The sequence below is a fragment of the Curtobacterium sp. ISL-83 genome (genome assembly GCF_018613895.1).
In the GTDB taxonomy this organism is placed as follows: Bacteria; Actinomycetota; Actinomycetes; order Actinomycetales; family Microbacteriaceae; genus Curtobacterium.
On sequence record NZ_JAGGPH010000015.1, the window covers coordinates 1 to 22,164 of the forward strand.

Consider the following 22,164-nt stretch of genomic DNA (forward strand, 5'->3'; position numbering starts at 1 on the left):
CAGCATCCACACCCCGGAACGGCTCCTCGAAGTCGCCACCGAACTCAACGGACGACCACGCAAGACCCTCGGCTACCGAACCCCAGCAGAAGCCTTCGGACAGCTACTGTCAGACCCGAAACAACCACCCGTTGCAACGACCCCTTGAAACCGCCATCGGCTACCGGGACGGGAGCCTCGGTCGGGAAACCGAGTGCCGGCGGACACCGTGGTCCGAGTATGGTCCGCGGTATGCCAGGTGGATCGCTCGGTCAGCGACGACGACGTCAGTTCGCGCTGCTCGTTGGATGCGGTGCGCTGGTGCTGGGCGTCGTCACAGTCCTGAGCCACGATGTTCCACTCGTGATCGCCGGCGTCGTGATCCTCGTGGGCGCGGCGCTGACGGTGGTCACTGCAGCCGTAGGGCTTGCTCAAAGCGACAAGCCCCTGCGCTAAGGGATCGGCTACCGACACAGCTGCCGGTGTTCGCTGAGTGAGCTCAGGACGAGTATCGGCCGGCTACTTACACTTCCCTGGATTCCCGCCCGGCAACGTTCGTCTCCCAGTGCGCGAACACGATTGAGTCGCCCAGACTCAGTTCCCGAGCAATCGCCCCGGCCAGACGCTCACCCTTGAGCCGCTGCTCCTCGCCAGTCCGTGCATCGGGCCAGCCGGTCTCGTAGGAGTACAGCGATTCGAATGTCGCAGCCCACTGGCGGATGTCTGCCTCCAGCCACTCCGGTAGCTGCGGCTCCCCATCTGGCGCTCCTCCGTCATCCCGCCAGAGCGGCCAGTCCGCGCTGTAATCGTTCATGAGTCGGTAGCGCACCCTCACAGGATCGCACGGGCGCCTGCACCATGTCCCGGTGGCGGATCCTCAACTGGCACCGCGCTAGCTGAGGCAACCCGGTCGGCTAGTCAACCGGCTTTCGGGACACCAAGCGGTACGGCGGACACGCTGTTCCTCGCCACACCGAGAGGGCTCGGCCGCCCACACCGACAGCCGTGCAATCTAGACGGAGGCCAACCCGCGCTCAGCCCGTACATCTCACTCAGCAAGGAGCACACCTCGCGTTTCTTCAACGCCAAGAATCCGGTCACGGTTATCGTTCTTGGAGTCTTCTTTGCGGCGTTTGGCGTTTTCTACGCGCTATCGCCGTTCGACTCCAGCCCGAGGCCCGCTGCACAGATCGTCATCGCAATCGTCCTCGTCGTCATCGGTCTGCTCTTCGTGGTCCAGGGCGTCGGAAGCAGGAAACGGTAGCGAGGGCGGTTGGTCCAGCGACAGCCGGATCTGCTCACTTTTCGTACTCACACCCTGTATCCACATCGAGCGGGAGAAAAGTTCACACCGCAATCCTCTCCCGATGCTCCCGGCCCCTCCATGATTCCGATAGGCGATCGGCTACCGAACAGACCGGTAGCCGCTCATGTTCGCTTCGTTCAGTCGCGTTCGGATCGGGCGGACCCGTGAAGCGCGAAGCCGATCGCGCCGACCATCGCCGCCAGCAGTCCCATCCCAGCGATGACCAACCCGGCCGCTGAGAGCCCGACGTCACCGGCGCCGAAGACGAGGCCGAGAAGCGCGATGACGAGGCCCGCAACCAGAGCCCCGACGCCGAATGCAAGGGCGAGGACGCGAGGCTGGAGGTTGGATGGCATGCCTGGATCCAACTCCCTGCCATCCTCATCCGACAACCGATCCTCCACCGAGGCCAGAAGGTCGACCGCAATCGATCGGGTCGTCTTCTCTCAGCGGTCGCTTGACTAGTACTTTCCCCGGCGGTACGCGACGTGCAGAAGCGCCAGCACGAGTGCGCCGAGACCGACGAAGGCAACACCCACCCAAGCGCTCCTCGGGCCAACGATGAGGATGCACAGGCCGGCGACGACGAACGCTGCGCCGGCTACGAGGCGAGACGCCATCACGTAGTTCCAGCCCCGGTCCCCGCGTTGCACCATGCTGGCGACGGTACCCGACTGCGACGGGGTTCGGAGGGCGTCGTCCGACGAGGATGCAGCCGAGCAGCGACGTTCGTTTTTCGACAGCTACCAGACGCTATTCGGCGACGGTATCGTTCGAGCCGTGAGAGCCCCCGACCACGACGATCGCCCAGCCCGTGCACGTTTCAACCTGCTCGCCGGCGGATTGTTGGTCGTAATCGGCGTCGTCCTCCTCGTGGCAAGGTGGGACGCAGTCGCAGGTGTCATCTTCACCTTCTTGGGCGCGGTGATGCTCCTCGCGAGCTGGCTCTTCTCCTGGTCGCGCAAAGACCGCTCGAGCCGGTAGCTCAACGACAGCATCCGGTAGCCGATCACCTACCGAACAAGGTCCCGCCCGGCGTGATCATTCGCCGTGATCTTCCTCGCCATCCCATCCAGCACTGCGCTCGATTGCTTCGTCCGCCGCGCGAGTCATGCCTGCTCGTTGCGCAAGGCCTATCACCGTCGCGCACGCTGCAGCACCAGCAGCGAAGAGGGAACCCTCGAGAATGCGGCCTACGTCTCCGTGGGCAGAGGCTATGAGGGCGATTGCGACCCCGGCGAGTCCGAGGAACGGCAGCCCAAGAAGCCAGGAGAGTCCTACGAACCACTTCACGCCTCGATGGTACGTACCGGGAAGGGAACACGGCCGGCCCCTGGTTGATCGAAGGATGTGGTTCTCGGTCGCCGACGGCCTAGCGGACGCTTCTGGGCAGGAGGATGCTGGTCAGATGACAGACGAGGACGATACAAGCGGGACTCCACGTCGCTTCCGAACGCTGCGACCTAACCCTCTCCGGGACGTTCTCCCCTGGGTGGGCGTTGTGGTGGGAGTAGTCTTGGTTGTTCGAGGGGTCTTCGACCTCGCCAACCACCATGGGCCCGAACAGTTTTGCGTGGGCGCCGGCTTGGCAGTCATCGGCTTAGTCGTGTTCTTCATCAACCGGTGGCAGGCGAAGAGAGGACTCTGACGTCGTCTCGTTTGGGGAGCAACACCCCGCAAGCCTCATCGACGCTCGGGAGCCGACCGCGCTTCATCCTGAGCGGCGTGACCGAACGAGAAGCGCGATCCCCACGATGATCTCGACCGCTCCGAACGGCACCAGGATCTGCGGGATCAGCGTGTTCTGCGACCGAGGGTAGAGGAAGAACAACAACCCGAAAACCACGATGAAGAGGATCCCGCCACCGACGAAAATGAGGCCTTGCTTCCTCGTTCGTTGCACGACGTGAGACTAATCGCGTCGTTGGCCGTGAAACGCCCGTTGGATCGTTCCGACGGACGGTGTCCGCCGGACGCCGCCGGCGCCCTCAGCTCGTACCGTTAGGGGATCGGCCAACGAAACAGTTCGAGCGGCGTCCTCACGGGTTGCGATCCCGTCGGTCAGGCAGGTCAGCCGCGCTCTCGTCCGGGCAGCGACCCACCACCAAGGAACGCCTCGTAAGCAGCGCTTGCGTCGTCCTCGACGGTAGGCTTCCCGCGGCCGTATCGAGCGTCTGTCTTGTTGCGCTTTGGACCTGATACCCAGTAGCGCTCGCCCGACTCGACATCGTAGAAGTTGGAATCGAAGTTCGCGTGGGCAGTGCCGGTCACTCGCGCCAACGTGCGGCCATGGAAGTAGATCGTTGACCAAGACTTCGAGAATCGGACGCTGGCGATCCAGGACGGGCCCGCGTCTGTGTCGTAGCCAGTCTTGAGCTGGACGAACATGATCCTTTCGTTCACGACACATGACTCTAAGCCCGACCTGTCGCGCACACGACGACCCTCGACGACTCCGCGCGGCATGGGACTCCCGTTAGCGCTCAGTTCAACCGTCCGGTGGCGGATCGGCTACAGGGCACGTTGTAGCCGACCATGTACCCGGACGGGAGCCTCGCTGCTGCTGCAACGAAGTGACTCAGAGGGCCTCGGCAGGGATCATTCGAAGGAGCGGAGTGCACTGGCATAGTCGGTTACTTCAGCCCGCGTCTCGGCCGTGACCAGGAGTGCGTGGTCACCGACGCGACGAGTGAACGTTCCGTGGCAGGGGATCACGATGAGCTTTGTGAGCCCCGCTCGCCATGCGGGCACCAGCTGCTCAAGGCACTGCCGTTCCGGCTCCTTTCGCACCGCGGATGGCGAGGTCCGTTCCTCGAATCGGGCCAGGTTCCATTCCTCGTGCTGCTCCGTGAACGCGTCGCCTCCAAATGCGCCTTGCCACGACGGACCGTGGAGCCGAGACAGCAACTCAAGCCGTTCCTGCGGCCTGGTCGATGACGCTCGCAGCCGATCGAACACGCTCGCGTCTCGCTCCTCGGCGGCGTGGGTGAGGCAGGCACGCCAGATCTCGGGCCATGCGTTCGACCAAGCCTCGCGATCAGCGTCAGCCGACGCTGGTTCAGGGTTCGGCGTTGCGACGAGACGCGGCGGGAGCTCGCTCCCGACAGGGTCGAGTTGCCATGCTTCCCGAATCCAGAGGAGATCGAGCAGCGCCTGCGAATCGTCCTCGACTGTGATGACCATGTCCTGTGGCCACAGGTTCCCGGGCATCGGTGTTGGCGAACGCATCTGACTCCCCATCCCTCCCCCATAGCGAAGCAGGGTGAGCGTCTCCATACAAGACTCTCCTTCCTACTGGGCCGCCGCGCGCCAAGTCGTCCGGTAGCCGATCGCCGAACGGCCCGCCGTCCCCCGGTTAACTGGCCAGGCAAGGGCCGCCCACCGTCAGAGCTGCCCGAACGCCGCCTGCACGCCGAGACTCGTGGCCGCGACCAGTACCCACAGCACGACGCCGAGCAGCAGCGGGCGGAACCCCGCGCGACGCAACGCCCCGAAGTCCGTCGAGAGGCCGATCGCCGCCAGCGCCACCGTGATCAGGAACGTCGCCGCCGTGGAGAACCCGGGAGCAGCCGCGGCGGGCAGCACGCCGACGGTCCGGAGGAGCACCACCACGAGGAACCCGATGAGGAACCACGGCACCAACCGCAACACGCGGATGCCGCTCCGCGACCCGGTGGCGGGCGCGCGCTCCTCGAGGGCGGTGCGCCGTGCCTCCAGTCCGGCCAGCCCGATGACGATCGGGATGATCATCAGGGTCCGCACCAGCTTCACGACCACCGCCGTGTTGGTCGCCTGCGTGCCGTAGATCGTCGCCGTCGCGACCACCGAGGACGTGTCGTTCACCGCGGTCCCCGCGAAGACGCCGAACGCGTGCTGGCTGAGACCGAGCGCGTGCCCGATGATCGGGAAGACGAACACCGCGGCGATGTTGCACAGGAAGATCGTCGACATCGCGTAGGCGACGTCCGCCCCCACGGCGCCGACCACGGGTGTGACCGCTGCGATCGCCGAGGCGCCGCAGATGCCGGTCCCGACGCCGATCAGCGTGCGGAGCATGCGCGAGACGTTCAGCAGCCGACCGATCCCCCACGCACCGAGCAGGCAGACCGCGAGCGTGGAGAGCATCACGGGCAGCGTCTGGCCGCCGATCCGCAGGACCTCCCCGAGGGACAGCTGCGCACCGAGCAGCACGACGGCGAACTGCAGGACCCGACTCGACGCGAACTTCGCGCCCGGCTGGAGCCCGCCGAGTTCCCCGCTCCGCCGTCGCCGCACGAGCCACCCGACCAGCGCGCCGATGACGACCGCGGGGACGGGACCGCCGGCGACGGGGACCGCACGGCCGATGAGGGTCGCGGCGATCCCGATCAGGACGGCGAGGGCGACTCCGGGGAGGGCGGCGGTGACCGCCGGACGTGACAGGGGCATGGGTCCAGCATCGTCGTCACGGGACGGCTCGGGCCAGCAGACGCGCGTTGCGCTGCCGCAATCGGGGATTGCGGCGTCGGCCTGGAGGCACGGCTCGCTGATGCGGGCAGCGCACGTCCGCCGCGCTCCGGCTGCTCAGTGCGCGCTGGCTGGTCAGCGGGCGTCGGCTGGTCAGTGCGCGCTGTCTGGTCAGCCCGCGTCGCCGCAGCTCGGCCCGTTGGGGAGGTCACGGAAGTCGGCGCAGGTGGAGGTGCTCCATCCCCCGCCGCCGTACTGGTCGAACGCCGCGGTCGTGGAGACGGTGGTGCCGCGCGTCGTGATCCTGGCGAACGTCGGCGTCGGGTCACCCTCGGTCGTGCGGGTCACCCAGGCGAGCGTCGCCACGTCGCTCGACTGCTGCGCGGCGGTGACGCACGCGGTGGTCTTCGCGGAGAGCGGCTTGCTCTGGCTCAACTCGGCACCGCCGCAGTCGTGCCCCGTGCGGTGGGCGACCCAGGTCGGGGCGTCGGACAGGCCGCGGGCAGCAGCGACCGGGTCATTCGGGTTGGCGGCCAGCGACGAACACCCGGTGAGTGCGAGGGCGGCGGCGAGCAGCACCGTGGTGGTGGTCAGCGGTCTCGGTCGTCGCGGGTGCACGTGTTGAGCATGCCTCGCGGGGCTGCTCGGCACGAGTCACGATCCGGCAACGGCCCGATCGTCAGAGGACCAGGCGCCACAGGAGCGAGTCGCCGTGCACCGCATCGGGCTCACGCTCGCCGGAGTCGCTGAAGCCGACCTTCTCGAGCACGCGGAACGACGCTGTGTTCCATGCACGGACGGTGGCGACGAGAGATCGGTACCCGATGGTCCTGGCGCGTTCGATGACCACGTTGGCCGCTTCGGTCGCGTACCCGTGACCCCAGGACGCCTGCAGGAACTCGTACGCGATCTCCGGCTCCTCTGGGTGCCCGAGCGGGTTCGGGATGAGCCCGCAGTACCCGATCGAGGTCCCAGATCCGCGCTGCTCCACGACGAGCAGACCGGGCGTGGGCTGGTGGTCGCCGGTTCGGATGCGCTCTGCGAACTCCTCGACCGTGGGGTGTCCGGCGGGCGTCAGACGCCGATGTTCCGGGACCCGGGGATCGCGTTCCGTCCACAGCTGGTGCTGCAGCGTGGCGTCGGTGGTGCGCCATGGTCGCAGGCGCAGGCGCTCGGTCTCCAGGATCATCACGGCTTCGTCGCCGTGCGGAACCATCTCGGCCGCCGAGCGGTCAGCGTCAGAAGGCGTGCGCGCCGAGGATCGCGCCAGCGGCGTAGGTGGCGGCGAGGGCCAGCGCCCCACCGATCACGACCCGGAGCGTCGCACGACCACGCGGAGCACCACCGAGCGTCGCACCGGTGGTCCCGGTGACTGCGAGGGCGACCAGGACGGCGATGACCGTGACTGCCACCTTGATCGATCCCGGCGCGAGGAGCATCGCGAGGAATGGCAGGGCCGCACCGGCGGTGAAGGTCGCTGCGGAGACCCAGGCCGCACGCATCGGGCTGACGACCTCGTCCTCGGCATCGCGGAGAGCCGCTGCAGCACGGCGGTCACGCACCTCGGGACGCACGAGTTCCGACGCCACCGAGTCCGCGACCGCAGGCGAGACACCGAGCGACCGGTAGTGGGCGGCGATGGTCACCGCGTCCTCTGCTTCGGCCTCCAGGTGCGCCTGCTGCGCGGCCTGCCCGGTGCGCTGCGCGTCGCGGGCCCCGCTCACCGAGACGTACTCGCCGAGCGCCATCGACACGGCGCCACCGACGAGCGCGGCGGTCCCGGCAGCGAGCACGGGGCCGGTTCCTGCGCCGGCACCCGCGACACCAACCAGGACGGCGGCGACGGACACGATGCCGTCGTTGGCGCCGAGGAGTCCGGCGCGGAGCCAGTTGAGACGAGCAGCACTGGTCGAGTCGTCGTGCTCGACCACGGGAAGCGCGAGTTCCGTTGCAGTGGACATGGGATGAGCAAAGCACTCGAACAGCATCTGCGCCAGCAAGGGAAGGCTCCCCTGACCTGGGATTTCTTGGTCAGGCAAGGCTGTCCTCACCTGCCAGGAGACGCCCCCCGCCGTTTGTCCCGAGACGAAACCGGAGTGCTCGGAGACCGTCGTCGTCCGCGTCGTCTCAGGATTGAGACACAGAGTCAATGCGTCTCACCGCTGAGACGCCACCGCGGGCAGTCAAGTGGCCCGAGGTCAAGCCGGCGGGACCCGAACGATGTGGTTCTGGTACGCCCACACCACGGCCTGCAGGCGCGACCGCACACCGAGCTTCGGCAGCATCCGTGCCAGGTGCGACTTCACCGTGGAGACCTCCACCACGAGCGCCGCCGCGATCTCCTCGTTCGACATCCCCTGCGCGAGCAGGAGCAGCACGTCACGCTCGCGGGCGGTGAGCAGGTCGTCCACCAGGTCGCCGGACACCGGCTGCAACCGACGACGCGACACGAACTCGCGGAGCACCCGGCGAGTCAGGGACTGGTCGATCGTCCCGTTCCCGGCCGCGACCTGCCGCACGGCCCCGACGATGACGTCCGGCTCCGCGTCCTTCAGCAGGAACCCGGCCGCTCCCGCCTCGAGGGCGCCGAACACGTAGTCGTCCATGTCGAACGTCGTGAGCATCAGGACCGCGACCTGGGGGTCTGCACCCGACAGGGCGCGGGCGACCTCGATCCCGTCGAGCACCGGCATCCGGATGTCCAGGCACGCCACGTCCGGAGCGGTCTCGCGAGCGAGCTCGAGCGCTTGGCCGCCGTCGACCGCGACGCCGACGACCTCGATGTCCGGCTCCGCGTCGAGCAGTGCGGTGATGCCGGCCCGGACGAGCGGCTGGTCGTCGGCGACGAGCACCCGGATCACGCGACCACCTGCCCACCCGGGTCGGTGTCGTCGGCTGCGGGAGGAGCCTCCCGGCCGACCATCAGCACCACCTGCCATCCGCCGCCCTCCGTCGGGCCGACCGTCAGGTCACTGCCGACCAGCTCGGCACGCTCCCGCATCCCGCGCAGGCCGAACCCACCCGATGGCGCATCCGCGGATGCCGTGTGCGCAGACGGCCCGTTCGTGACCCGCACGGTCAATCGATCCGCATCGCGGTCGTCGAGCTCGACGACACAGCGCGCATCGGGCGCGTGCATGGCCGCGTTGGACAGGGCCTCTTGCACCGTGCGGTAGGCGGCGAGCTGCGCGAGCGGGCCGATCCCGGACCCGAGCGGGCGGACGTCGTCCTCCAGCACTCGGAGGTCGATCGCGGCCCGCCGGGGCGAGCGGGCAACCAGATCGGGGATCGCGGCGACCGTCTCCACGGCGAGCGTGGCGGCGGAGTCGTCCCGCAGCAGACCGACCAGCCGACGCAGGTCGTCGAGCACACTCGTGCTCTGCGCGCGCATCTGCCGGACGCCGTCATGGGCACGCTCCGGGTCCGTGTCGATCTGCCGGTCCACGACCCCCGCCATCAGCGCGATGCCGGAGAGGTGGTGCGCGGCGATGTCGTGCAGTTCACGGGCCATCGCGGCACGCTCGCGGGCGACCGCGACGTCCACCAGGGCGTCGCGCTCGCGGACCAGTGCGGACTGCTCCTGGCGTTGCGCGCGGCGGACCTCGATGCGGGACTTCGCCACGAGCGCCCCGAGCAGCGGCAGCCCCACGACGCCCACGCCCTGCACGAGCCCCTGCCCGATGCCACCGACCGCACCCGTTGCGTCGGCCACGACGGCGGCCGTCGTCTCACCCGCGGCGACGAGCAACGCGGCGAGCGCCAGTGCGGGCCAGAGCCCGGCGAGCGGTGTCGCGAGCACCGCGACGACGACGGCGACCATGACGGCGAGACCTCCGTCGCCGTGCAGGCTCGGCGGCACGACGACCGCGGGCACCACGGCGAGCGCGGCGACCACGACGACCGCGGTCCGCGGCGCGACCCGCGCCACCGTGAGCACGACCGCCTGCACCAGGAGCACGGCCGCGGTGATCCACCACGCGGCAGACCACGCCTGCGGGAAGGCGAGCGAGTCGGTGGACGGGTCGCCCTCGGCGAGTGTCGGGGCGGCGACCAGCAGGGCGAGGGCGGCCAGGGCCGTCGCCCCGGCCACGATCACGTCGCGGCGACGGATCGGGGCCCGGGAGCGGGTGGGCGCGGTCTCGCCGCGCGCCTCAGCGGTGGCCATCGCCGAAGTCTACGGAGTGGGCGGCGTCGTCGGCAGGCGCCGTCGTGTGCTCGCGCTGCGCCGGTCCGGGGTACCCGAGGCGCCCGCGGGTCGCGATCACGATGACGGTCGCCCCGACGGCGGCCATCGCGAACAGCCCGAACATCAGCTGGTTGGCCGGGATCGTCGGGTAGATGTCGGTCCAGAGCAGCGAGACGGTGTTGTTCACGCCGACGTGCAGCAGCATCGCGACGGGCAGGCTCTCACCGGTGCGGTTGAACACCCACGCCATCACGACGTTGAAGGTGATGCAGAACCCGGCGAACCAGACCACGTCGGTCCAGTGCGCGTTCGGCCAGCCGCCCCAGTCGCTCAGGAACAGGGGCATGTGCCAGAGCGCCCACACCGGTCCGAGGACGGCGGCAGCACCGAGCGGCGTGAAGCGCTGCTGCAGGCGGGGCAGGGCGAAGTCGCGCCAGCCCGGTTCCTCGGCCAGCCCGGTCGTCAGGAGCTGCAGGACCAGACCCGGCACGATCGAGACCAGGGCGAGCGTCGACGGTGCGTGCACGACGCCCCCGGAGAACGGCAGGCCGGACAGGACGACCAGGGCCGGCACCCCGACGAGCGCCAGTGCGTACCACTTCCACGAGACGCGCCACCGCAGCAGGCGCCCGACCCAGCGGCGCAGCCCCGGTCGGCCGTCGGCGAGCGCGGTCACCAGGAACGCGGATCCGAGCGGGCCGAGCAGTGCCCCGGGCAGCACGCCCGAGAGCTGGGACGTGCCGAGCACGGTCGGGAAGCGGAAGTCCCACACGCCGAGCCCGTTCTGCGACAGCACGTAGGGCAGCCACGCGAGCCAGCTCAGGCCGCAGGCCAGGACGAAGAAGGTCAGCAGCGGGTGGTCCGCGACCCGCTCGCGCACACCCCGCGCCCCGGTTTCGCGGCGGTTCTCGATGATCGTCGTCATGACGTCCTCCTCGGTCGGGTGGCCGTCTGTCGACCACACCCTCGACGCTAGGAAGGGCCAGGCACCGGGACGACCGGCGAAGGACGGGACGTGCGGGGTTGCATCGAAGTATGCAGGCGTCCTGCGGGTGGCCGGGAGGCCCGTGGCCGGCCCCGTCAGGCCCGGAACCGCTGAGGACCCTCAGACACAGCGACCAGTCCGGCAGGTGCTTCCCCGACGCCGCTCCCTAACGTGAGGAGTCGCCGGGTCGGCGCCGACGCGGTGTCCTCGTCGTCGTGCCCCACCGGTCGCGCCGCCCTCGTCAGCGGGAGCCCCCATGTCCAGCAGAACCGTCCGGAACCTCGTGCTGTGGCCGATCGTCATCGCCGTCGTTGCCGGGGCCTTCGGGGTGGGGACCGTCGTCGGTCGGCACGGCGCGGACGACGCTGCTGGAGCGGGCGGTGCCACGACCGTCGCAGCGGCCACCGGGACCCCGAGCCGCACGGCCTCGACGAGCACGCCGGCCGCGACGTTCGGTCCGGCCGAGAAGGCGGGCCCCGCGACGCCGCCTGCGGACGCGCAAGGACCCGAGGGCATCCCGGCCGCGGAGCACCCGACCGGCACCGCGCCCAGCAGCCTCGACCTCGCCTCCACCTGGATGCCGCCGACGACCATGCCGACCGTGGGCCGACTCCTCCGCGTGCAGATCCCGGGGACCCTCTCGCACTTCGCCGCCCGGACGGCCCTGCTGTACCTGCCGCCCGCTGCGCTGACCGCGGATCCGCCGGCGCTGCCCGTCGCCGTGCTCCTGTCCGGCCAGAGTCGCTACGCGTCGCCGGAGGACCTCGCGGACGGCGGCCAGATCGAGCGCACGCTGAACGGCCTCGCGGCGGTCCACTCAGGGCTCACGCCGATCGTCGTCGTCCCCGATCAGCTCCGCACCGGCAGCAACAACCCGATGTGCGTCGACGGGCCGCTCGGCAACAGCCGGACGTACCTGCTGCAGGACGTCCCGGCGTGGATCGGCAGCCACCTCCGGGTGCAGACCGGAGCGTCCGCGTGGACGATCGGCGGGTTCTCGCAGGGCGGGACGTGCGCGATCCAGCTCGGCGCCGGCGCACCCTCGCGGTTCGGGAACCTCATCGACGTCTCCGGCGAGATGGGCCCGACGCTCGGGACGGAGTCCGCCACGATCGAGCAGGGGTTCAGCGGCGACCGCGCCGCGTACGAGGCAGCGATGCCCGTTGCCCTGCTCCGGGCACACACGCCGTACGCGCACTCCGGTGCGTTCTTCGCCGCCGGGGCGCTCGACCACACCTACGGGCCGGTGATGCCGGTGTTGGCCGACCACGCTCGCACCGCTGGCATGCAGGTCGCGACGTGGACGCTGCCGGGAGGCAAGCACAGCTGGTCGACGGCATCGCAGGGTCTGGCAGCCGGGCTGTCCTGGGTGATGCCACGCTGCGGGTTGGCTCCGGCCTGAGCGGAGCGGTCATCGCCCCGCCTCCCGCCGTCCGGGACGTGCCCGCCGGCAGGTCGGGCTCTGTTCGCGCGCACCGGACAGGCCGCCGCCGTGGACCAATCTGTCCGCTCGTCCGCACCGGACAATCCGTGAACCCCTCCACGGTCTCGGCGTATTCTTTGATGTGGAAGCAACGACGATTCCGGCCCTCCCCCACGGCCCGAGCGTCCCACCGCTTCCGGGCCGGTCTCGACCAGACCCGAACAAGAGCCCTCGTGACCGAACACCTCATCGAGTACGTCGCCCGTGACCGAACGGGCATCACCGCCGTCGTGACGCCCACCGGCGTCGTCGACGTGGACACCGTCATCCGGAACATCCACGCCGGGCACGCCGGCTACTACGTCGCTGCCGACTCGTGGAAGCGCACGCCGGTCCGCAGCATGTCGTTCCTCGGCGGCGCCTACCTGTTCGCGAACTGGGACGGGTCGAAGCGCAACATGCTGCACGACCTGGCGTTCCGGGCCGAGACCCGGTCGATCCAGACCGTCAGCCGGCGATCGGTACGCCGGTCGTCACTCGGAGCCACCGTCCGGGCGTTCCTGCTCGGCGAACGCCGCCCCCAGCGCTGAGCACCGGGGCCGGTCACCGACCCACCGACTCGCTCGGGTCGTGCTGACTAGCTCGGGTCGTGCTGCTGCTCCGGCTCCGCCGGCTCGCCGCCGGAGTCGACGTCGCTGTCCTGCTGCGGGTCCTTCGTCGCGTCCCCCGTGCTCGAGCCGTCGCCGAGGGACTCGGTCCGCGCGGCTTCGGACTCCGACACGTCGGTCGAGCCGTCCGGGGTGTCTGCTGTCGATGCGTCTGTCATGGCGCGGACGCTACCCGTCCGGCGCGCACGGCCTTGCCAGGGCCGTGTCCCGCCCGCTCGACACGGCGGCGTCCGCGCGACGCGCCTCCACAACACCGAGACGCCGTCGAATGCCGCGGCGTCTCGCGCAGGGGGCGGCGTCTCCCGTTGACGGGGGCGTCTCGCGGTGACGGGGGCGTCTCACGTTGACGGACGCGTCCCGCCCGCTCGACACGGCGGCGTCCGCGGGAAACGCCTCCACAACACCGAAACGCCGTCGAATTCCGCGGCGCCTCGGGCGCGTGGCGGCGTCTCCCGTTGACGGGGGCGTCTCGCGGTGACGGGGGCGTGCCGCCCGCTCGACACGGCGGCGTCCGCGGGAAACGCCTCCACAACACCGAGACGCCGCCGAATTCCGCGGCGTCTCGCGCGCGGGGCGGCGTCCTGCGTCGACGCAGGCGTCTCGCGGTGACGGGGGCGCCTCGCGCGGACGGGGGCGTCTCGCGGTGAGACGGCACCGAGACGGACGGGAGGCGCGGTGCCAGCTGGCACCGCGCCTCCCGTCCGCCGGATGGTCGCGTCAGACGTCGCGTCGGCGCGCGGCGGTGAGCGCGAGCGCGCCGACCACCAGTACCTCGGCGGCGAGCACGGCGAAGCCGCCCCAGCCGTTCAGCATCACACCGGGCTGGGGAGGCGTCCCCTCGGTCGTGTACGAGTACAGCTGCGCGCCCGCCTCTGACGGAAGGAAGCGCGTGACGTCGTCGATCCACTGTGCGTTCGTCAACGCCGCGAAGAGCGACACGATGACCGGCAGCACGAGCAGCAAGCCGAGCGTGATCGCGATGCCGCCCGCGGTCGAGCGGACCAGGAGTCCGATCCCGTAGGCCAGCAGGGCGATGAGCGTCACGTACACCGATGCGCCGAGGATCGGCATGAACACCGACGGGTCGGCGATGTCGGCGTGCACTCCCTTGCCGGCCTGCAGCACCGCGGAGATCGCGACACCGATCCACGTGGCGACGACGCTCACGACGAAGGTCGTCGCCGCGAGCACGAACGCCTTCGCCAGGATGACCCCGGTGCGACCCGGGTCGGCCGTGAAGGTCGAACGCACCTGGCCGGTGCCGTACTCGCCGGTGATGATGACGGCCCCGAGGACCGAGATGACCAGCGCGCTCAGGTAGACACCAGCGGTGTTGATGTTGACGATGGTGGCGTTGGCCTGCGCCTGCGGGATCTGCCCGCCGTCGCTGCCGCTGCCGGCGAACGCCCCGAGCAGCATGGCCATCGCGATCGTGATCACCACGAGGATCGCGAAGCACCACACCGTGGAGCGGATGCTCCGGAGCTTGATCCACTCACTCCGCACCAGGCGGGGGAAGCTCAGGCCGATGGTCGTGGTCTGCAGTGCGGCACTCATGCGGCGCCCTCCGATCGGTACTCGACGTCGTCGCGGGTGAGGGCCATGTACGCCTCTTCCAGGCTGGCGCCCATCGGGGTGAGCTCGTGCAGCACGGCACCGACCTGCGCGGCGATCGCACCGACGGTCTGCGCGTCGGGGCCGACGACGACGAACGCGCCGTCCTCGCGCGGGGTGACGGCGGACGCGGCCGAACCGATCGCGCCGAAGAGGCGGTCCGGGTCCGGGGTGCGGACGAGCACGCGACTCGCACCGCCGTCCGTTCCGGCACCCGCCACGAACTCGGCGATCGGGGCGTCGGCGAGCACACGGCCGCGACCGAGCACGACCACGCGGTCCGCGGTCTGCGCCATCTCGCTCATGAGGTGGCTGGACAGGAAGACCGTCCGGCCGTCGGCAGCCATGCGCCGGGCGAGTTGCCGCACCCACACGACGCCGTCAGGGTCGAGGCCGTTCACGGGCTCGTCGAGAATCAGGGTCTTCGGGTCACCGAGCAGCGCTGCGGCGATGCCGAGCCGCTGTCCCATGCCGAGCGAGAACCCGCCGACACGCTTCTTGCCGACGGACTCGATGCCGGTCATGTCCATGACCTCGTGCACGCGCGACTTCGGGATGCCGTGGGTCGCCGCGAGCGCGAGCAGGTGGTTGTAGGCACTGCGTCCGGAGTGCACCGCCTTTGCCTCGAGCAGCGCACCGACCTGCCGGAGCGGATCGCGGAAGGTCTGGTAGGGCTGCCCGTTGACCAGGGCCCGTCCGGACGTGGGGCGGTCGAGCCCCATGATCATGCGCATCGTGGTGGACTTGCCGGCGCCGTTCGGGCCGAGGAAGCCCGTCACGCTGCCGGGGCGGACGACGAACGAGACGTCGTCCACGGCGAGCTTCGGGCCGTAGCGTTTGCTGAGATGGTCGACTTCGATCACGGGCATCACGCTAGGGCAGCGAGGGTAGACCGTGCGTCCTCCGCGAGACGGACATCCGTGGGAGGTGGTGTCCGTCGCCCGTCGGAGGGCTGGTGCGATGTGTCGGGCTTCGCGGAACGCGGGTCGCAGGGCGACACCGCCGCTGTCGCGCGACAGCGGCGGTGTCGTCTTCGACGGTGGTCGGCCGCTCGCTCGCCGTCACCGTCAGGGCGCGGTCGGCCGCTCAGGCCGCGTCGCCACGAGGACGTCGCGCCCGTACGGGTTGGCGACGTCCTCCGGGCGCCAGCCGGCAGCGTCGCAGGCGATGCGGATCGCTCCGAACAACGAGCTCTCGTCGGGGCGCGCGGACACCGACAGCTCCGGCGGGAACGGGACGTACTCGTCGAGCAGGCTCCGGAGCGGCGCCAGGAACGAGTCCGTCGCCGCCGCGATGCCACCGCCGAAGCAGATGCGATCGGTGTCGAGGGTGATCGCCAGGTTGGCCACGGCGCGGCCGAACTCCCGGACGAACTCGGTCGCGAGTCCGTGGAGCGGGGATCCGGGATCGCCGTAGCCGTCGATGATCGTGCTCGCGACCACGTCCGGAGACCCGCTCCGCGCCGCACGCGCGCGCAGCGCACGACCCGAGATGAGGTCCTCCAGCGGTGCCGCGCCACTCCGGTGACCTCGGTCGGACGGACCGCCCGGCAGCAGGTACGCGATCTCGAGGGCCGCTCCGTGGGCACCGTTCAGGGGACGCCCGTCGATGACCGCTCCCGCAGACAGGCCGGTCCCGAGGTTGACGTAGAGCCCGCTGCGCGCGCCGATGAGTCCGCCCCAGGAGTGTTCCGCCAGCGCTGCGGCCTTGACGTCGTTCGCCCACACCAGGTCCACCACACCGAGGGCAGCGCCGATCGAGCTCACCGTCAGGTCGCTCATCCCGGGGTTGTTCGGCGCGAGCGCGATGCCGCCGTCCGACACCACGCCCGGACTGACGAGCCCTGCGGCGACCACGGTGACGACTGCGCCACGTCGTTCACGGACCTGTCGTTCGAGCCGGTGGAGGCCCTCCCGCACGTCGGTGAGGAGGTCCGCGGCGTGCGTCTCCGGGCCGCTGGGCAGCTCGTCACTCACCAGGACGCCGGACTCGTGGTCGGCGAGCGCGATCTTGACCTTCGTGCCGCCGATGTCGACGGCGGCGAGGACCGGGAGCGGGTCTCGACTCATGCGACGACGTCGTCCTTGTTCGCCAGCTGGAGCTCCTCGTCGACCGCGCCCTTCTCGAGCGGGAGCGGTCCGAACGGCCAGCTCTTCTCGGCCTTGGCCCAGATCAGGAAGACGACCACACCGAGGGCGACCCAGCAGAGCGAGAGCTCGATCGGGTGCAGGCCCGGGGCGGTCTTGTCCGCGAAGACGTACACGGCGAGCCAGCCCGCACCGGCGATGATGACCGGCAGCGGGTAGAGCAGCATCTTGTACGGCTTCTTGATGTCGGTCCGACGGCGCAGGACGACGACCGCGACGACCTGACCGAACGACTGCACGATGACCATGACGGTCGTGAGCAGCTGGATGAGCGCGGTGATGTTCGTCGCACGGCCGATGAGGAACCCGACGGCGGTGACGACGACCATGGAGACGAGTCCCGCGATCGGGAACTCCTTGGTGCGGTGGAGCCGGGCGAAGGCGGAGAAGAAGACCTTGTCGCGTGCCGCGTCGTACGGCACCCGCGACCCGGCGAGCAGGCCGATCAGGATCGAGCCGAACGCGGTGATCAGGATCAGGACCGTGACGACGATGGCCGCCGCGGGGCCGAAGGACCGCTGGATGACCAGGGACACGACCGACTGGTACGCGACCGAGTCGGTGTGCAGCATCGCCTGCCACCGGACCACGCCGAGGATGCCGACCTGCATGAACAGGTAGATCACCATGATCCCGAGGACCGAGAAGATCACGGAGCGCGGGATCGTGCGGCCCGGCTGCCGCATCTCGGCGCCCATGTAGGCACTGCTGTTGTACCCGAGGTAGTCGTAGATGCCGATGGTCAGGCCCGAGACGAACGAGAGCCAGAAGCCGCCACGGCTCAGGTCGAACGCACCGGCGGGGAACGTCAGGACCTGTGATCCGTGGAAGTGCGTGTAGCAGGCGGCGAGGACCGTGAGCACGGTCAGGATCATGACGACCCAGATGACGACGCTGAGCCGCCCGAGAGCCTCGACCCGGCGCCAGAGCACGACGCCGACCAGGGCGATCAGGGCGAGTCCGACCCACGTGCCGGTCGCCTCGTCCATCCCGGGGGCGAGGTAGCCCAGGTACTGGACGAACCCGATGACCCCGGTGGACATCACCAGGGGGATGAAGATGGCCGCGGACCAGACGAACAGGAACGGCATGAGCCGGCCGGTGCGACGCTTGAACGCTTCGCGGAGGTACACGTACGTCCCGCCGGCGCCAGGCAGGGCGGCCCCGAGCTCCGCCCAGATCAGGCCGTCCGCGAGCGCCAGGATCGCGCCGGCGATCCAGCCGATGACCGCCTGCGGGCCGCCGAACGCGAGCACCATCGCGGGGATGGTCACGAACGGGCCGATCCCGACCATCTGCGACATGTTGATCGACGTCGCCTGGAACGACCCGATCCGACGTCGGAGCTGCGGGGTCGGATCGGAGACGGGGGGTGCGGAGGGTGACGCCATCGTGGAGCCCTTCTGGACGGGAGCGCCGGCGTCGTCGCCGGTGCGACGCAATAGTAAACAGCATTTACGAACGGCACAAGGCTCTGTCCCCAGCGGCACGGTAACCTCGCGCTGTCCCGGCACGACCAACCCGGGCGAGGGAGACGACGGTGGCCAACGACTCGGGGAACGGCAGGGGCGTCCAGGTCGCCGACCTGAAGCGGATGAACGCTCGCGCGGTCCTCGCCGCACTGCGCGCGACCGGTCCCGCCACGGCACCGGAACTCGCCGCACTCCTGGGGATCACGAAGCCGACGGTGAGCGCCTCGCTCAAGCGCCTCGCCGCCGCGAGCCTCGTCTCGAGCCTCGGGGTCCGTGCCGGTGGCATCGGGCGGTCACCGGAGGTGTGGGAGACGAACGAGCACGCCGGCGTGGTCCTCGCCCTCGACGTCGGCAGCCGCGTCGTGCAGGCCGCGATCGGCTCGCTCTCCGGAGCGGTCCTCGCCCGGAGCCGACAGCCCCTGCGGGACACGTCACCCGAAGCGGTCCTGGCGGCGATCTCGGCAGCGACCGACGCGGTCCTGCTGGAAAGCGAGGCGTGGGCGGCCGCGACCCCCGAACCCGCCTTCACGGTCATCGGCGTCCCCGGGGCCGTCAACCCGAGCGACCTCGGCATCCGCCTCGCGACGAACCTGCCGGGGCTCAGCGACCCGATGGTGACGGCAGCGCTGCGGGACCGGTTCGGCGAGCGCTTCGACCTGCAGAAGGACGTCTACCTCGCGGCCCGGGGCGAGCTCCGCGTCCGCCCGCCGGAGGCGCGTGACTTCGTCCTGCTCACGCTCGGCCGTGGTGTCGGTGCCGCCATCGTGCGCGACGGCGAGCCGGTCCTCGGCACCACCGGGTTCGCCGGTGAGGTCGGCTACCTCCCGCTCGGCCCGCACACGACCGCCTCACCGGACGAGCCCGCGCTTGAACGGGCCGCGTCACGGGACGGACTCCTGGCGGCGGCGGCGCGGGCGGGCCTCCGACTCGACGACGTGGGCGAGCTGTTCTCGGCGGCCGCGTCCGGGGACCAGCGTGCCGTCACCGTCCTCGCGGCGGAAGCCGACCTCGTCGCCTACGCGCTCGCAACCCTCGTCGTGGCGACCAACCCGGCCGGCGTCGTCCTCGCCGGCAGCATCGCCCTGCACGGCGGCGACCCGTTCTGCCGTGCGGTGCGCGCTCGACTCGACCAGCGCCTCCCGTTCGACGCACCGCCCGTCGAGATCGCCCGGACCGGCCCGGAGGCGACGCTCCTCGGGGCGCTCGCCGTCGCGGCGGAACGTGGCTGGGAGGTCCTGGCGGACGAGATCGACCAGCCGGACGCGGGCAGCCAGTCGTTGGCGCCTCAGCGCGCAGCGGGATGAGCCCCGCGCGCGCAGCCGGAGGCCTCCGGCGGTGCGTCGGCTTGGCAAGTTCACAGCCGAACCGCACCGGGTGGCAGCCGGCCGTCCGCTAGCCTGAAGACGTACGGGGGGCGCGCCTATCGGGGCGCCTTGTCTGGTTCGATTTCCGGAGCCCTCCACCATCTGCTCGTCCCTGCCGCTAGATTGTTGAACAACCTCAGCGACGACAGGGAGTCCTCGTGACGACGATCGACCTGAACAGCGACCTCGGCGAGGGCTTCGGTGCCTGGACCATGGGCGACGACTCCGCGATGCTCGACGTCGTGTCGAGTGCGAACATCGCCTGCGGGTTCCACGCGGGCGACCCGACGATCATGGTCGACACCTGCCGTGCCGCTGCGGCGCGAGGTGTCGCCGTCGGGGCGCACGTCGCCTACCGTGACCTCGCGGGCTTCGGCCGCCGCCCGGTGCACGTCACCCCGGACGAGCTCTACGCCGACGTCGTGCACCAACTCGGTGCGATGTCGGCGACCGCCCGGGTCGCGGGGACGACGGTGACCTACGTCAAGCCACACGGGGCCCTGTACAACACCGCCTGCGCCGATCCCGTGCAGGCTGACGCCGTGGTCCGTGCGGTCGCCGACGTCGATCCGACGCTCGCCGTGCTCGCCCTGCCGGACTCCGAACTGTTGCGCGCGGCCGAGCGGTACGGGCTGCGGGCGGTCAGCGAGGCGTTCGCGGACCGCGCCTACGAGCCGGACGGGTCGCTCGTGCCCCGGAGCCGCCCCGAGGCGGTCCTGCACGACCCCGACGCGGTGGCGGCCCGTGTGCTGCGCATGGTGACCGAGGGCATCGCGACCGCCGTGGACGGGACCGACGTGCGGGTCCGCGCGGACTCGGTCTGCGTGCACGGGGACTCCCCCGACGCCGTCGCGATGGCGCAGGCCATCCGGACGCTGCTGACCGAGCAGGGCATCACGATCGCGCCCTTCACCCGAGCCGGAACCGCCGGATGACCTCCCTCGACGTCCGCACGGCGGGCGGCAGCGCGGTGCTCGTCACGTTCGCCTCGCTGGCCGAGGTCGTCGCCTTTCGCGCAGGACTGCCCGACGCTGGCCCGACGGGCCTGACCGACGTCGTCTCCGGCGCCCGGACGCTGCTCCTCCGGTTCGACCCGACCCGCACGGACGCGACCCGCCTGCGCGCGGAGCTCGCGCAGGTCGCACCGGCGCCCGACGACGACGCGGCCGTCGACGCCGAGCCGGTCGTCGTCCCGGTGACCTACGACGGCGAGGACCTCGACACCGTCACGAGCCACACGGGCATGTCCCGTGCCGAGCTCGTCGCATGGCACACCGGACAGGTCTGGACCAGCGCGTTCTGCGGCTTCGCGCCCGGCTTCAGCTACCTGACCGGAACGGCCCGATCGCTCGACCTCCCCCGCCGTGCCACGTCGCGCACGGCCGTCCCGAGCGGCGCCGTCGCCCTCGCCGGGGAGTTCAGCGCCGTCTACCCGCGCACCTCCCCCGGCGGCTGGCAGCTCATCGGTCGCACCGAGGTCCCGATGTGGACGCTCGACCGCACCCCGCCGGCACTCGCCCCCGCGGGCACCCGCCTGCGGTTCGTGGACGCCGCAGCATGAGCGCGCTGACCGTCCTGCAGGTCGGGTTCGGCGCGACGATCCAGGACCTCGGCCGACCGGGTCTCAGCGACATGGGACTCGGCGCGGCCGGCTCCGCGGACCGCGGGTCCGCGGCCCTCGCCAACCGACTGGTCGGCAACCGTCCGACCGCAGCCGTCCTGGAGGCCCTGCTCGGTTCCGTCACGCTGCGCTCGGACGCCCACGTGGTCGCCGCCGTCACCGGAGCCGGCTGCCCGATCGTCATCGAAGGGGCGGACGGGCGCGTGCGTGGTGCGGCCGCGTACGAGGTCCTCACCCTCACCCCCGGCGACACCCTGCGGATCGGACTGCCGTCGACCCGGTTGCGGGCGTCCCTGGCCGTGCGCGGTGGCTTCGCGGTCGAGCCGGTCCTCGGCAGCCGCTCGTGGGACTCGCTGGCACACCTCGGTCCGGCTCCGGTGTCGGTCGACGACGTCCTCCCGGTCGGCGACGACGCCGAGGGGTGGCCGGTCGTCGACGCGGTGGCCCCGCCGCTCGACCCGTGGCCGGGCGAGCCGGTCGTGCTCGACGTCGTCGCCGGCCCCCGTGACGACTGGTTCACGCCGGCGTGGCGCGGGACCGTGACCGGGCAGGACTTCTCGGTCAGCGCGGACAGCGACCGGGTCGGGGTCCGGACGACGGCGGCGGTACCCCTGGAGCGGTCGGTGACGCACGAGCTCCCCAGCGAGGGCGTCGAGACCGGCTCGCTGCAGGTCCCCCCGCAGGGGTTCCCCGTGCTGTTCCTCGCGGACCACCCCGTGACCGGCGGGTACCCGGTCGTCGCGGTGCTCACCCCCGAGTCGGTCGACCGAGCAGTCCAGCTCCGGCCCGGCGACACGATCCGGTTCCGCCTGCGCCGCTGAGACACCGCGCGCCGCGCAACGCGCACCGCGCACCGCGCACCGCGCACCGCGCACCGCCGGCGCTCGACCGCGGCGCGCGGTTGACCGCTCGCCGCGGAACAACGCCGGTCGCGACCGGGTTGGCTCGGAGAC

General features: G+C 70.7%; 27 protein-coding genes. 8 read left to right on the forward strand and 19 right to left on the reverse strand.

Annotated elements, in window-relative coordinates:
• Positions 1-231 precede the first annotated feature (231 nt).
• Entirely contained in the window at positions 232-435 is a 204-nt protein-coding gene (locus J7E22_RS14410; protein WP_214982528.1) for a hypothetical protein, read from the forward strand.
• A gap of 67 nt (positions 436-502) precedes the next feature.
• Here the strand turns inward: J7E22_RS14410 and J7E22_RS14415 are convergent, their stop codons facing one another.
• The 3 genes from J7E22_RS14415 to J7E22_RS14425 all read right to left on the reverse strand — a co-directional run bounded on the left by J7E22_RS14415 (position 503) and on the right by J7E22_RS14425 (position 1,941).
• Positions 503-808 carry a hypothetical protein gene (locus J7E22_RS14415; protein ID WP_214982529.1) on the reverse strand — a complete coding sequence of 102 codons (306 nt, stop codon included), beginning with the start codon at positions 806-808 and terminating at the stop codon, positions 503-505.
• A gap of 614 nt (positions 809-1,422) precedes the next feature.
• Positions 1,423-1,641, reverse strand: coding sequence for a hypothetical protein (locus J7E22_RS14420; protein ID WP_214982530.1), 219 nt, complete (start codon positions 1,639-1,641; stop codon positions 1,423-1,425).
• Between the two features lie 105 nt (positions 1,642-1,746).
• Positions 1,747-1,941 (reverse strand): hypothetical protein, encoded by a 195-nt coding sequence (locus J7E22_RS14425; protein ID WP_214982531.1) that lies wholly within the window; start codon positions 1,939-1,941, stop codon positions 1,747-1,749.
• Between J7E22_RS14425 and J7E22_RS14430 the strand changes: the two genes are divergently transcribed.
• Complete coding sequence (locus J7E22_RS14430) at positions 1,940-2,269, forward strand: hypothetical protein (protein WP_214982532.1); 330 nt, start codon at positions 1,940-1,942, stop codon at positions 2,267-2,269. The genes J7E22_RS14425 and J7E22_RS14430 overlap by 2 nt on opposite strands.
• A gap of 57 nt (positions 2,270-2,326) precedes the next feature.
• Here J7E22_RS14430 and J7E22_RS14435 read toward each other — a convergent pair whose 3' ends face one another.
• The 11 genes from J7E22_RS14435 to J7E22_RS14485 form a co-directional block, all read right to left on the reverse strand.
• Positions 2,327-2,578: a hypothetical protein gene (locus J7E22_RS14435; protein WP_214982533.1), complete on the reverse strand. Its 252-nt coding sequence runs from the start codon at positions 2,576-2,578 to the stop codon at positions 2,327-2,329.
• 418 nt (positions 2,579-2,996) lie between these two features.
• Positions 2,997-3,188, reverse strand: coding sequence for a hypothetical protein (locus J7E22_RS14440; RefSeq protein ID WP_214982534.1), 192 nt, complete (start codon positions 3,186-3,188; stop codon positions 2,997-2,999).
• A gap of 167 nt (positions 3,189-3,355) precedes the next feature.
• Positions 3,356-3,673, reverse strand: coding sequence for a hypothetical protein (locus J7E22_RS14445; protein ID WP_214982535.1), 318 nt, complete (start codon positions 3,671-3,673; stop codon positions 3,356-3,358).
• 210 nt (positions 3,674-3,883) lie between these two features.
• Positions 3,884-4,561: a hypothetical protein gene (locus J7E22_RS14450; protein ID WP_214982536.1), complete on the reverse strand. Its 678-nt coding sequence runs from the start codon at positions 4,559-4,561 to the stop codon at positions 3,884-3,886.
• A 108-nt stretch (positions 4,562-4,669) separates the two neighbouring features.
• The gene (locus J7E22_RS14455; RefSeq protein ID WP_214982537.1) at positions 4,670-5,713 is read right to left on the reverse strand and encodes a YeiH family protein; all 1,044 of its coding nucleotides are present in this window, start codon (positions 5,711-5,713) and stop codon (positions 4,670-4,672) included.
• Positions 5,714-5,902: 189 nt separating this feature from the next.
• Positions 5,903-6,349, reverse strand: coding sequence for a hypothetical protein (locus tag J7E22_RS14460; RefSeq protein WP_214982538.1), 447 nt, complete (start codon positions 6,347-6,349; stop codon positions 5,903-5,905).
• A gap of 61 nt (positions 6,350-6,410) precedes the next feature.
• Positions 6,411-6,920: a GNAT family N-acetyltransferase gene (locus tag J7E22_RS14465; RefSeq protein ID WP_251009204.1), complete on the reverse strand. Its 510-nt coding sequence runs from the start codon at positions 6,918-6,920 to the stop codon at positions 6,411-6,413.
• A gap of 49 nt (positions 6,921-6,969) precedes the next feature.
• On the reverse strand, positions 6,970-7,692 hold the full coding sequence (locus J7E22_RS14470; protein WP_214982540.1) for a VIT1/CCC1 transporter family protein: 723 nt from the start codon (positions 7,690-7,692) through the stop codon (positions 6,970-6,972).
• Between the two features lie 237 nt (positions 7,693-7,929).
• A complete protein-coding gene (locus tag J7E22_RS14475; protein WP_214982541.1) occupies positions 7,930-8,592 on the reverse strand; it encodes a response regulator transcription factor in 663 nt (220 codons plus the stop codon).
• Complete coding sequence (locus J7E22_RS18305) at positions 8,589-9,896, reverse strand: histidine kinase (RefSeq protein WP_214982542.1); 1,308 nt, start codon at positions 9,894-9,896, stop codon at positions 8,589-8,591. The genes J7E22_RS14475 and J7E22_RS18305 overlap by 4 nt, the downstream gene beginning before the upstream one ends.
• Positions 9,883-10,842, reverse strand: a complete 960-nt coding sequence (locus J7E22_RS14485; protein ID WP_214982543.1) for a type II CAAX endopeptidase family protein — start codon at positions 10,840-10,842, stop codon at positions 9,883-9,885. The genes J7E22_RS18305 and J7E22_RS14485 overlap by 14 nt, the downstream gene beginning before the upstream one ends.
• Before the next feature lie 316 nt (positions 10,843-11,158).
• On the opposite strand from J7E22_RS14485, the gene J7E22_RS14490 reads away from it, so the two are divergent.
• Positions 11,159-12,304 (forward strand): esterase family protein, encoded by a 1,146-nt coding sequence (locus J7E22_RS14490; RefSeq protein WP_214982544.1) that lies wholly within the window; start codon positions 11,159-11,161, stop codon positions 12,302-12,304.
• A gap of 254 nt (positions 12,305-12,558) precedes the next feature.
• A complete protein-coding gene (locus J7E22_RS14495) occupies positions 12,559-12,915 on the forward strand; it encodes a hypothetical protein (RefSeq protein WP_214982545.1) in 357 nt (118 codons plus the stop codon).
• Positions 12,916-12,962: 47 nt separating this feature from the next.
• On the opposite strand, the gene J7E22_RS14500 is transcribed toward J7E22_RS14495, so the two are convergent.
• The 5 genes from J7E22_RS14500 to J7E22_RS14520 form a co-directional block, all read right to left on the reverse strand.
• On the reverse strand, positions 12,963-13,151 hold the full coding sequence (locus J7E22_RS14500) for a hypothetical protein (protein WP_214982546.1): 189 nt from the start codon (positions 13,149-13,151) through the stop codon (positions 12,963-12,965).
• A gap of 559 nt (positions 13,152-13,710) precedes the next feature.
• Complete coding sequence (locus J7E22_RS14505; RefSeq protein ID WP_214982547.1) at positions 13,711-14,550, reverse strand: ABC transporter permease; 840 nt, start codon at positions 14,548-14,550, stop codon at positions 13,711-13,713.
• A complete protein-coding gene (locus J7E22_RS14510) occupies positions 14,547-15,470 on the reverse strand; it encodes an ABC transporter ATP-binding protein (protein ID WP_214982548.1) in 924 nt (307 codons plus the stop codon). The genes J7E22_RS14505 and J7E22_RS14510 overlap by 4 nt, the downstream gene beginning before the upstream one ends.
• A gap of 204 nt (positions 15,471-15,674) precedes the next feature.
• Positions 15,675-16,676, reverse strand: coding sequence for an ROK family protein (locus J7E22_RS14515; RefSeq protein WP_214982549.1), 1,002 nt, complete (start codon positions 16,674-16,676; stop codon positions 15,675-15,677).
• Positions 16,673-18,145: an APC family permease gene (locus J7E22_RS14520; RefSeq protein WP_214982550.1), complete on the reverse strand. Its 1,473-nt coding sequence runs from the start codon at positions 18,143-18,145 to the stop codon at positions 16,673-16,675. Before J7E22_RS14520 ends, J7E22_RS14515 begins: the two co-directional genes overlap by 4 nt.
• A gap of 149 nt (positions 18,146-18,294) precedes the next feature.
• On the opposite strand from J7E22_RS14520, the gene J7E22_RS14525 reads away from it, so the two are divergent.
• The 4 genes from J7E22_RS14525 (at position 18,295) to J7E22_RS14540 (ending at position 22,032) form a co-directional block, all read left to right on the forward strand.
• Complete coding sequence (locus J7E22_RS14525; RefSeq protein WP_214982551.1) at positions 18,295-19,530, forward strand: ROK family transcriptional regulator; 1,236 nt, start codon at positions 18,295-18,297, stop codon at positions 19,528-19,530.
• Positions 19,531-19,748: 218 nt separating this feature from the next.
• Positions 19,749-20,525 (forward strand): LamB/YcsF family protein, encoded by a 777-nt coding sequence (locus J7E22_RS14530; protein ID WP_214982552.1) that lies wholly within the window; start codon positions 19,749-19,751, stop codon positions 20,523-20,525.
• Positions 20,522-21,151 (forward strand): allophanate hydrolase subunit 1, encoded by a 630-nt coding sequence (locus J7E22_RS14535; protein WP_214982553.1) that lies wholly within the window; start codon positions 20,522-20,524, stop codon positions 21,149-21,151. Before J7E22_RS14530 ends, J7E22_RS14535 begins: the two co-directional genes overlap by 4 nt.
• Positions 21,148-22,032, forward strand: a complete 885-nt coding sequence (locus J7E22_RS14540) for a biotin-dependent carboxyltransferase family protein (RefSeq protein ID WP_214982554.1) — start codon at positions 21,148-21,150, stop codon at positions 22,030-22,032. The genes J7E22_RS14535 and J7E22_RS14540 overlap by 4 nt, the downstream gene beginning before the upstream one ends.
• Positions 22,033-22,164 lie beyond the last annotated feature (132 nt).

Bases quoted from the DNA above. Each gene is read 5' to 3' on its own strand.
- J7E22_RS14535 (WP_214982553.1), top strand. From the start codon at position 20,522: ATGACCTCCCTCGACGTCCGCACGGCGGGCGGCAGCGCGGTGCTCGTC.
- J7E22_RS14410 (WP_214982528.1), top strand. From the start codon at position 232: ATGCCAGGTGGATCGCTCGGTCAGCGACGACGACGTCAGTTCGCGCTG.
- J7E22_RS14465 (WP_251009204.1), bottom strand. From the start codon at position 6,920: ATGATCCTGGAGACCGAGCGCCTGCGCCTGCGACCATGGCGCACCACC.
- J7E22_RS14450 (WP_214982536.1), bottom strand. From the start codon at position 4,561: ATGGAGACGCTCACCCTGCTTCGCTATGGGGGAGGGATGGGGAGTCAG.
- J7E22_RS14500 (WP_214982546.1), bottom strand. From the start codon at position 13,151: ATGACAGACGCATCGACAGCAGACACCCCGGACGGCTCGACCGACGTG.
- J7E22_RS14485 (WP_214982543.1), bottom strand. From the start codon at position 10,842: ATGACGACGATCATCGAGAACCGCCGCGAAACCGGGGCGCGGGGTGTG.
- J7E22_RS14505 (WP_214982547.1), bottom strand. From the start codon at position 14,550: ATGAGTGCCGCACTGCAGACCACGACCATCGGCCTGAGCTTCCCCCGC.
- J7E22_RS14420 (WP_214982530.1), bottom strand. From the start codon at position 1,641: ATGCCATCCAACCTCCAGCCTCGCGTCCTCGCCCTTGCATTCGGCGTC.
- J7E22_RS14445 (WP_214982535.1), bottom strand. From the start codon at position 3,673: ATGTTCGTCCAGCTCAAGACTGGCTACGACACAGACGCGGGCCCGTCC.
- J7E22_RS14540 (WP_214982554.1), top strand. From the start codon at position 21,148: ATGAGCGCGCTGACCGTCCTGCAGGTCGGGTTCGGCGCGACGATCCAG.
- J7E22_RS14430 (WP_214982532.1), top strand. From the start codon at position 1,940: ATGCTGGCGACGGTACCCGACTGCGACGGGGTTCGGAGGGCGTCGTCC.
- J7E22_RS14520 (WP_214982550.1), bottom strand. From the start codon at position 18,145: ATGGCGTCACCCTCCGCACCCCCCGTCTCCGATCCGACCCCGCAGCTC.
- J7E22_RS14425 (WP_214982531.1), bottom strand. From the start codon at position 1,941: ATGGTGCAACGCGGGGACCGGGGCTGGAACTACGTGATGGCGTCTCGC.
- J7E22_RS18305 (WP_214982542.1), bottom strand. From the start codon at position 9,896: ATGGCCACCGCTGAGGCGCGCGGCGAGACCGCGCCCACCCGCTCCCGG.
- J7E22_RS14490 (WP_214982544.1), top strand. From the start codon at position 11,159: ATGTCCAGCAGAACCGTCCGGAACCTCGTGCTGTGGCCGATCGTCATC.
- J7E22_RS14515 (WP_214982549.1), bottom strand. From the start codon at position 16,676: ATGAGTCGAGACCCGCTCCCGGTCCTCGCCGCCGTCGACATCGGCGGC.
- J7E22_RS14470 (WP_214982540.1), bottom strand. From the start codon at position 7,692: ATGTCCACTGCAACGGAACTCGCGCTTCCCGTGGTCGAGCACGACGAC.
- J7E22_RS14455 (WP_214982537.1), bottom strand. From the start codon at position 5,713: ATGCCCCTGTCACGTCCGGCGGTCACCGCCGCCCTCCCCGGAGTCGCC.